This is a genomic window from Photobacterium sp. CCB-ST2H9, from assembly GCF_023151555.2.
Lineage (GTDB): Bacteria > Pseudomonadota > Gammaproteobacteria > Enterobacterales > Vibrionaceae > Photobacterium.
This window is the reverse complement of record NZ_CP100425.1, coordinates 3576302-3583075: the sequence shown is the minus strand read 5'-3', so window position 1 is coordinate 3583075 and position 6774 is coordinate 3576302. Positions and strand designations below refer to the sequence as shown.

The window sequence follows — 6774 nt, the reverse complement described above, 5'->3', positions numbered from 1 at the left end:
GTTCGACTCCACACTGAATAACCAAAAAACGAAAAGGGACGCAATTTTATACCTGCTGGCCGCGGATCTCCAGCAAAGAGATCCCAGATCCAGTGAATAAGATCTAAGTTATTCACACGGATCCCACAATGATGGCTCAGATCACCACAGTTTAGCCTACCCTTACCCACAGTTGTTTACACATTGTGCAGGATCCTGGGGATGGACGGCACAATCTTTTCTCAACGCCCCAAAAAACTGACTCTATAGTTATTAGAAATAACTTTTGGTTATTTAAGCATTGTTCTTATTGACAAGTAGGATGATAAAAACCGCCCTACAAAAACAACATCATCTTAGGAGTAGACAGATGAAAAACTGGGTAAAAGCTTCCTTTACCGCACTGGCACTGGGCCTGACCGTCAGCCAGACAGCATTTGCCGCTACCGACGTGAAAGTTGGCATGTCTGGCCGCTACTTCCCGTTCACTTTCGTGAAGCAGGACCAGCTGCAGGGTTTCGAGGTCGATGTCTGGAATGAAATCGGTAAACGTAATGATTATAAAGTGGAATTCGTGACGGCGAACTTCTCCGGGCTGTTCGGCCTGCTGGAAACCGGCCGCATCGATACCATCTCGAATCAGATCACCATCACCGACGAACGTAAAGCCAAATACCTGTTCAGCGACCCTTACGTGATTGACGGCGCGCAGCTGGTGGTCCGTAAAGGAAACGACAGCATTCAAGGCACGGACGATCTGAGCGGTAAAACCGTCGGCGTGAATCTGGGCTCCAACTACGAGCAGCTGCTGCGTGGCCTGGACAATGCAGAGCAGATCAACATCAAAACCTACGAAACCGGCATCGAGCACGACGTTGCGCTGGGCCGGACCGACGCCTTCGTGATGGATCGCCTGTCTTCTGTTGAACTGATCAAAAAAGCCGGTCTGCCGCTGCAACTGGCCGGCTCGACCTTTGAGCGCATTGAGAATGCCTGGCCGTTCCTGAACAACGACAGAGGCCAGAAGCTGCGTGATGAGGTCAACAAAGCCCTGAACGCGATGCGCGAAGACGGCACACTGACCGAAATCTCACAAAAATGGTTCGATGCTGACATTACCCGCTAATGGGCCGGAATGAATCCTGTCATTTCAGGTCACCATCCTTATACTAATAAGTAATATCAAGACTCACCCTTGTGGTGGGTCTTGTCACTTTTATTCTTTAACTCCACGGAACACGCATCCATATGGGCTTCGATTTTGATTACATGCTGTCGCTCATGCCGATTCTGCTCAAATACCTGGGCACAACCATGGGCATGGCGGTCTGGGGACTGGTCTTTGCACTGGTGATCGCGGTAACGCTGGCTTTGGTGCGGGTTTACCGTCTACCGGTGCTGAATCAGATCAGCCAGGTTTACATCAGCTTCTTCCGCGGCACCCCGCTGCTGGTTCAGCTCTTTCTGCTGTACTACGGCCTGCCTCAGGTCTTTCCGGCTCTGGTCGGGCTGGACGCCTTCAGTGCCGCCGTCATCGGCCTGAGTCTGCACTTTGCCGCCTACATGGCCGAAAGTATCCGGGCTGCCATTATCGGTGTCGACAACAGCCAGCGTGAAGCCAGTCTGTCGATCGGGATGACGGAAATGCAGGCCATGCGCCGCATCATCCTGCCGCAGGCGACCCGCGTCGCGCTGCCGTCCCTGATGAACTACTTTATCGACATGATCAAATCCACCTCACTGGCGTTTACCCTGGGTGTGGCTGAAATCATGGCCAAAGCGCAGATGGAAGCGTCCTCCAGCTTCAAATTCTTCGAAGCCTTCCTGGCCGTCGCCCTGATTTACTGGGGCATTGTGGTGGTACTGACCCGGATTCAGAACTGGGCGGAAGTGAAACTTAACAGGGCGTATGTACGATGATTCAGCTGCATAACTTCAGCAAACGCTTCGGTGACAATACCATTTTTTCCGGTATTGACCTTCAGATTGACCAGGGTGAGATTGTGGTGATCATCGGCCCGTCCGGCACCGGCAAGTCCACCCTGCTGCGCTGCATTAATTTCCTGGAAACCGCGAACAGCGGCCATCTGACCATTGACAAGATCCACGTGGATACACCGGTGGCCACTCCCAAAGAGATCCTGTCAATTCGGCGCAAAACCGGCTTCGTCTTTCAGAACTACGCCCTGTTTGCCCATATGACGGCCCGTCAGAACATTGCTGAAGGCCTGATCACCGTGAAAGGGTGGAAAAAGCAAGCCGCCTACGACAGAGCCCAGCAAATCCTCGACGATATAGGGCTGGGCGACAAAGGCGACAGCTACCCGGCCGCCCTGTCCGGCGGTCAGCAACAGCGGGTCGGTATCGGCCGCGCGATGGCGCTGGAAGCCGAACTGCTGCTGTTTGATGAGCCGACGTCTGCACTGGATCCGGAATGGGTCGGTGAAGTGCTGAACCTGATGAAAATGCTGGCAACCCGCAACCAGACCATGCTGGTGGTCACGCATGAAATGCAGTTTGCCCGCGAAGTGGCCGATCGGGTGATCTTTATGGCCGACGGCGAGTTCGTGGAACAGGGATCTCCGCAGGAGATCTTCAGCAACGCCAAAGATCCGCGGTTGCAAAAATTCCTGCGTCAGGTGGGGATCCGCTAAGGATCCTTGCACTCAGCAAAACAAAACGTATAATTCAGCGCCCGGGTTTCTCGGACGAAAACGGCGCAAAAACCATCGCCGGAAAGAGGGGAATGATTGACTCGAAGCGGGTCAGTGATTACAATTCCGCCTCTTTGTGGACGTAATGGGTTTCTTTTTGAGCCCTGCCGGGTAACCGGAAACACAAAAACTTAAAACTGATCAGTAATTTTAAGGTAAAACCATGAAACGCACTTTTCAACCTTCAGTTCTAAAGCGCAAGCGTACTCACGGCTTCCGTGCTCGCATGGCAACTAAGAACGGTCGCGCTGTAATCAATGCACGTCGCGCCAAAGGCCGTAAGCGTCTGTCTAAGTAATCATTGCGATTATTTTGAATAAGTTCGCTTTTTCTCGGGAGTTACGTCTGTTAACTCCCGAAGATTATAAACATGTCTTCCAGCAAGCTCACAGTGCTGGCTCCCCTCACTTAACCATTCTGGCCCGCAATAATGACCTGAACCAACCACGGCTCGGTCTGGCAGTCCCTAAAAAACAAATCAAAACCGCAGTCGGCCGCAATCGCTTTAAACGCCTGGTTCGGGAACGTTTCCGTCTCAAGCAACACGATCTGCCTGCGAAAGATTTTGTCGTGATCGCCAAAAAAAGTGCCAGTGAAATGAGCAACGCCGACCTGTGTAAACTGCTGGATAAGCTATGGCATCGCCTGTCTCGCCCATCGCGTGGCTAGTCGTCGGACTAGTCCGCTTTTACCAACTGGCAATCAGCCCGCTGATCGGGCCACGTTGTCGTTTCACCCCCACCTGCTCTCAATACGCGATCGAAGCGGTAAAAACCCATGGAGCAATAAAAGGTTGTTGGTTCGCGGCGAAACGTCTATTAAGATGTCACCCTTTGAACAACGGTGGCTATGACCCCGTTCCGCCAACCCAGGATAACGACAGAGAACATTAACGATGGATTCCCAACGCAATATTCTGTTAATTGCCCTGCTGTTTGTGTCTTTCCTGCTGTTCCAGCAGTGGAATGCAGACAACAGCCCGCAACCTCAGAACCAGACAGCTGCGCAAAGCGCGACGACCCAGGGCGATGTGCCGTCACATTCCGGTGACAGCGCGACGATTCCGGGGCCAAGCAGTTCCGACAAGCTGATCCACATCCGCACCGATGTGCTGGATCTGACTGTTGATACCCTGGGTGGTGATATTATTGAAGCCAAACTGCTGGCTTACGACAATGAGCTGGATTCCAGCGATCCGTTCGTGCTGCTGAAAAACGAGCCCGCACATCAGTTTATTGCTCAGTCCGGTCTGATTGGTGCCAACGGCATCGACTCAACTGCCGGCCGTGCCCAGCTGAACGCAGAAGCCAAAGATTACGTCCTGGCCGATGGCCAGGATGAACTGCGCGTCCCGCTGACTTACAGCAAAGACGGCATTGAATATATCAAGACGTTCACGCTGCACCGTGACAGCTATGCGCTGGAAGTGTCTTATACCATCAACAACAAGTCTGAAAAGCCGGCCACTGTACAAATGTACGCCCAGCTGAAACAGACTCTGATGGATGACGGCGGCAGCCTGACCATGCCGACCTACCGTGGCGGCGCCTACTCTGCTGACGATGAGAAGTACAAAAAGTACAGCTTTGACGACATGGCAGACAAGAACCTGAACCTGTCCATGTATCAAGGCTGGGCTGCGATGATGCAGCACTACTTCGTCTCTGCCTGGATTCCAACACCGATTGCCGTCCCTGCAGATAAGAGTGTGCAAACACCAAGCCATAACCTGTTCTCCCGTACCAGCCAGGGCCAGGGCTACATTGGCGTGCGTATGCCAACTGAAATCGTAGCACCAGGCAGCGGCCTGACCACCTCAGCAAAACTGTGGGTAGGTCCGAAACTGCAGGACAAGATGGAAGCAACAGCCGACAACCTGAACCTGACCGCTGACTACGGCTGGCTGTGGTTCATCGCCAGCCCGCTGCATAAGTTCCTGTCCTGGATCCAAAGCTTTGTTGGGAACTGGGGTATCGCGATCATCATCCTGACGATCATTGTGCGTGGCGGCCTGTATCCGTTTACCAAAGCGCAGTATACCTCCATGGCGAAGATGCGCATGCTGCAGCCAAAACTGCAGGCAATGCGTGAGCGTTTCGGCGATGACCGTCAGCGCATGAGCCAGGAAATGATGGAGCTGTACAAGAAAGAGAAAGTGAACCCGCTGGGTGGCTGTCTGCCGCTGCTGCTGCAGATGCCGATTTTCATTGCTCTGTACTGGGCTCTGATGGAATCGGTCGAACTGCGTCACGCACCTTTCTTCGGCTGGATCCACGACCTGTCGGCACAAGACCCGTACTATGTACTGCCGATTCTGATGGGTGTGACCATGTTCCTGATCCAGAAGATGAGCCCAAGCACAGTGACCGACCCGATGCAGCAGAAGATCATGACTTTCATGCCTGTGCTGTTCACCGGTTTCTTCCTGTTCTTCCCATCCGGTCTGGTCCTGTACTGGCTGGTGTCGAACATCGTGACGCTGACTCAGCAGTCCATCATCTTCAAGCAACTGGAGAAGAAAGGCCTGCACAGCAAGTAAGCCTGATCTCACAAGAAGATGACAAGGCGGCCGGAAATGGCCGCCTTTTTGTTTCCTGCGCCATCGCCGGCTCCCGGAGTTGGCTATCCTGTAAACACTGATTACAATGGCGCCCACGCCAAATTACGAAGCAATCATGATGACACAGACTACGGACACTATTGTTGCTCAGGCCACACCTCCCGGTCGTGGCGGAGTCGGCATTATCCGCGTTTCCGGTCCGCTGGCCGGCCAGGTGGCCGAAGCCGTCACCGGACGCACGCTCAAACCACGCTACGCAGAATACCTGCCATTCCGGGCAGAAGACGGCACGGCACTCGATCAAGGGATTGCCCTGTTCTTCCCGAACCCGAACTCCTTCACCGGCGAAGACGTTCTGGAACTGCAGGGTCATGGCGGTCCGGTTCTGATGGACATGCTGATCAAACGCATCCTGCAAATCGAGGGCGTGCGCCCGGCCCGCCCGGGCGAATTCTCCGAGCGTGCCTTCATGAATGACAAACTGGATCTGGCCCAGGCCGAAGCCATTGCCGATCTGATTGATGCCAGCAGTGAGGAAGCGGCCAAGAGTGCCTTCCAGTCGCTGCAGGGCGCCTTCTCCAACCGGGTCAACGCCTTGGTGGAAGCTCTGATTCACCTGCGTATCTACGTTGAGGCCGCGATTGATTTTCCGGAAGAAGAAATCGACTTTCTCAGTGACGGTAAGGTCAGCACCGATCTGGATACCGTGATTGCACAGCTCAATGCCGTACGCCGCGAGGCCAATCAGGGCGCCATCATGCGTGAAGGCATGAAAGTGGTGATTGCCGGTCGTCCGAATGCCGGTAAATCCAGCCTGCTCAATGCCCTGTCTGGCAAAGACAGTGCCATCGTGACCGACATTGCCGGGACCACCCGCGACGTGCTGCGTGAACATATCCATATTGATGGCATGCCGCTGCATATCATTGATACCGCCGGTCTGCGCGATGCCAGTGACGAAGTGGAACGGATTGGTATCGAGCGTGCCTGGGATGAAATCCGTCAGGCTGACCGCGTGCTCTTCATGGTTGATGCCACCACCACAGACGCCACCGATCCGGCAGACATCTGGCCGGACTTTATCGAACGCCTGCCGGACGGGATGGGACTGACCGTCATCCGGAACAAAGCGGAGCTGACCGGAGAAACGACCGGGATCTGCCATATCAGCCAGCCAACCCTGATCCGCCTGTCGGCGCGAACCGGTGACGGCGTCGATGCCCTGCGCGACCACCTCAAGTCCTGTATGGGTTTTTCCGGCACCACAGAAGGCGGGTTCATGGCCCGCCGCCGCCATCTGGATGCGCTGGAGCGTGCAGCCACACACCTCGACACAGGCAAGGCGCAGCTGGAAGGCTACATGGCCGGTGAAATCCTGGCCGAAGAGCTGCGTCTGGCCCAGCAGCACCTGAGCGAAATCACCGGGGAATTCACCTCGGACGATCTGCTGGGACGCATCTTTACGTCGTTCTGTATCGGGAAGTAACTCTGCACCGATACCGGCAACTGATCACAAAGCCC

At 54.5% G+C, this 6774-nt stretch carries 8 protein-coding genes; all 8 read left to right on the top strand.

Annotated elements, in window-relative coordinates:
• Positions 1-349 precede the first annotated feature (349 nt).
• The 8 genes from L4174_RS16515 to mnmE all read left to right on the top strand — a co-directional run bounded on the left by L4174_RS16515 (position 350) and on the right by mnmE (position 6739).
• Positions 350-1105, top strand: a complete 756-nt coding sequence (locus L4174_RS16515) for an amino acid ABC transporter substrate-binding protein (protein WP_248144725.1) — start codon at positions 350-352, stop codon at positions 1103-1105.
• A 122-nt stretch (positions 1106-1227) separates the two neighbouring features.
• Positions 1228-1899: an amino acid ABC transporter permease gene (locus L4174_RS16510; protein WP_248144726.1), complete on the top strand. Its 672-nt coding sequence runs from the start codon at positions 1228-1230 to the stop codon at positions 1897-1899.
• On the top strand, positions 1896-2633 hold the full coding sequence (locus L4174_RS16505) for an amino acid ABC transporter ATP-binding protein (protein ID WP_248144727.1): 738 nt from the start codon (positions 1896-1898) through the stop codon (positions 2631-2633). The genes L4174_RS16510 and L4174_RS16505 overlap by 4 nt, the downstream gene beginning before the upstream one ends.
• A 223-nt stretch (positions 2634-2856) precedes the next feature.
• Complete coding sequence (rpmH, locus tag L4174_RS16500) at positions 2857-2991, top strand: 50S ribosomal protein L34 (RefSeq protein ID WP_081669218.1); 135 nt, start codon at positions 2857-2859, stop codon at positions 2989-2991.
• A gap of 14 nt (positions 2992-3005) precedes the next feature.
• Positions 3006-3362, top strand: a complete 357-nt coding sequence (gene rnpA, locus L4174_RS16495; RefSeq protein WP_248144728.1) for a ribonuclease P protein component — start codon at positions 3006-3008, stop codon at positions 3360-3362.
• Complete coding sequence (gene yidD / locus L4174_RS16490) at positions 3329-3586, top strand: membrane protein insertion efficiency factor YidD (protein WP_248144729.1); 258 nt, start codon at positions 3329-3331, stop codon at positions 3584-3586. Before rnpA ends, yidD begins: the two co-directional genes overlap by 34 nt.
• 2 nt (positions 3587-3588) lie before the next feature.
• Positions 3589-5232, top strand: a complete 1644-nt coding sequence (yidC, locus tag L4174_RS16485; RefSeq protein WP_248144730.1) for a membrane protein insertase YidC — start codon at positions 3589-3591, stop codon at positions 5230-5232.
• A 139-nt stretch (positions 5233-5371) separates the two neighbouring features.
• A complete protein-coding gene (gene mnmE, locus L4174_RS16480) occupies positions 5372-6739 on the top strand; it encodes a tRNA uridine-5-carboxymethylaminomethyl(34) synthesis GTPase MnmE (protein ID WP_248144773.1) in 1368 nt (455 codons plus the stop codon).
• The last annotated feature ends 35 nt before the right edge of the window (positions 6740-6774 follow it).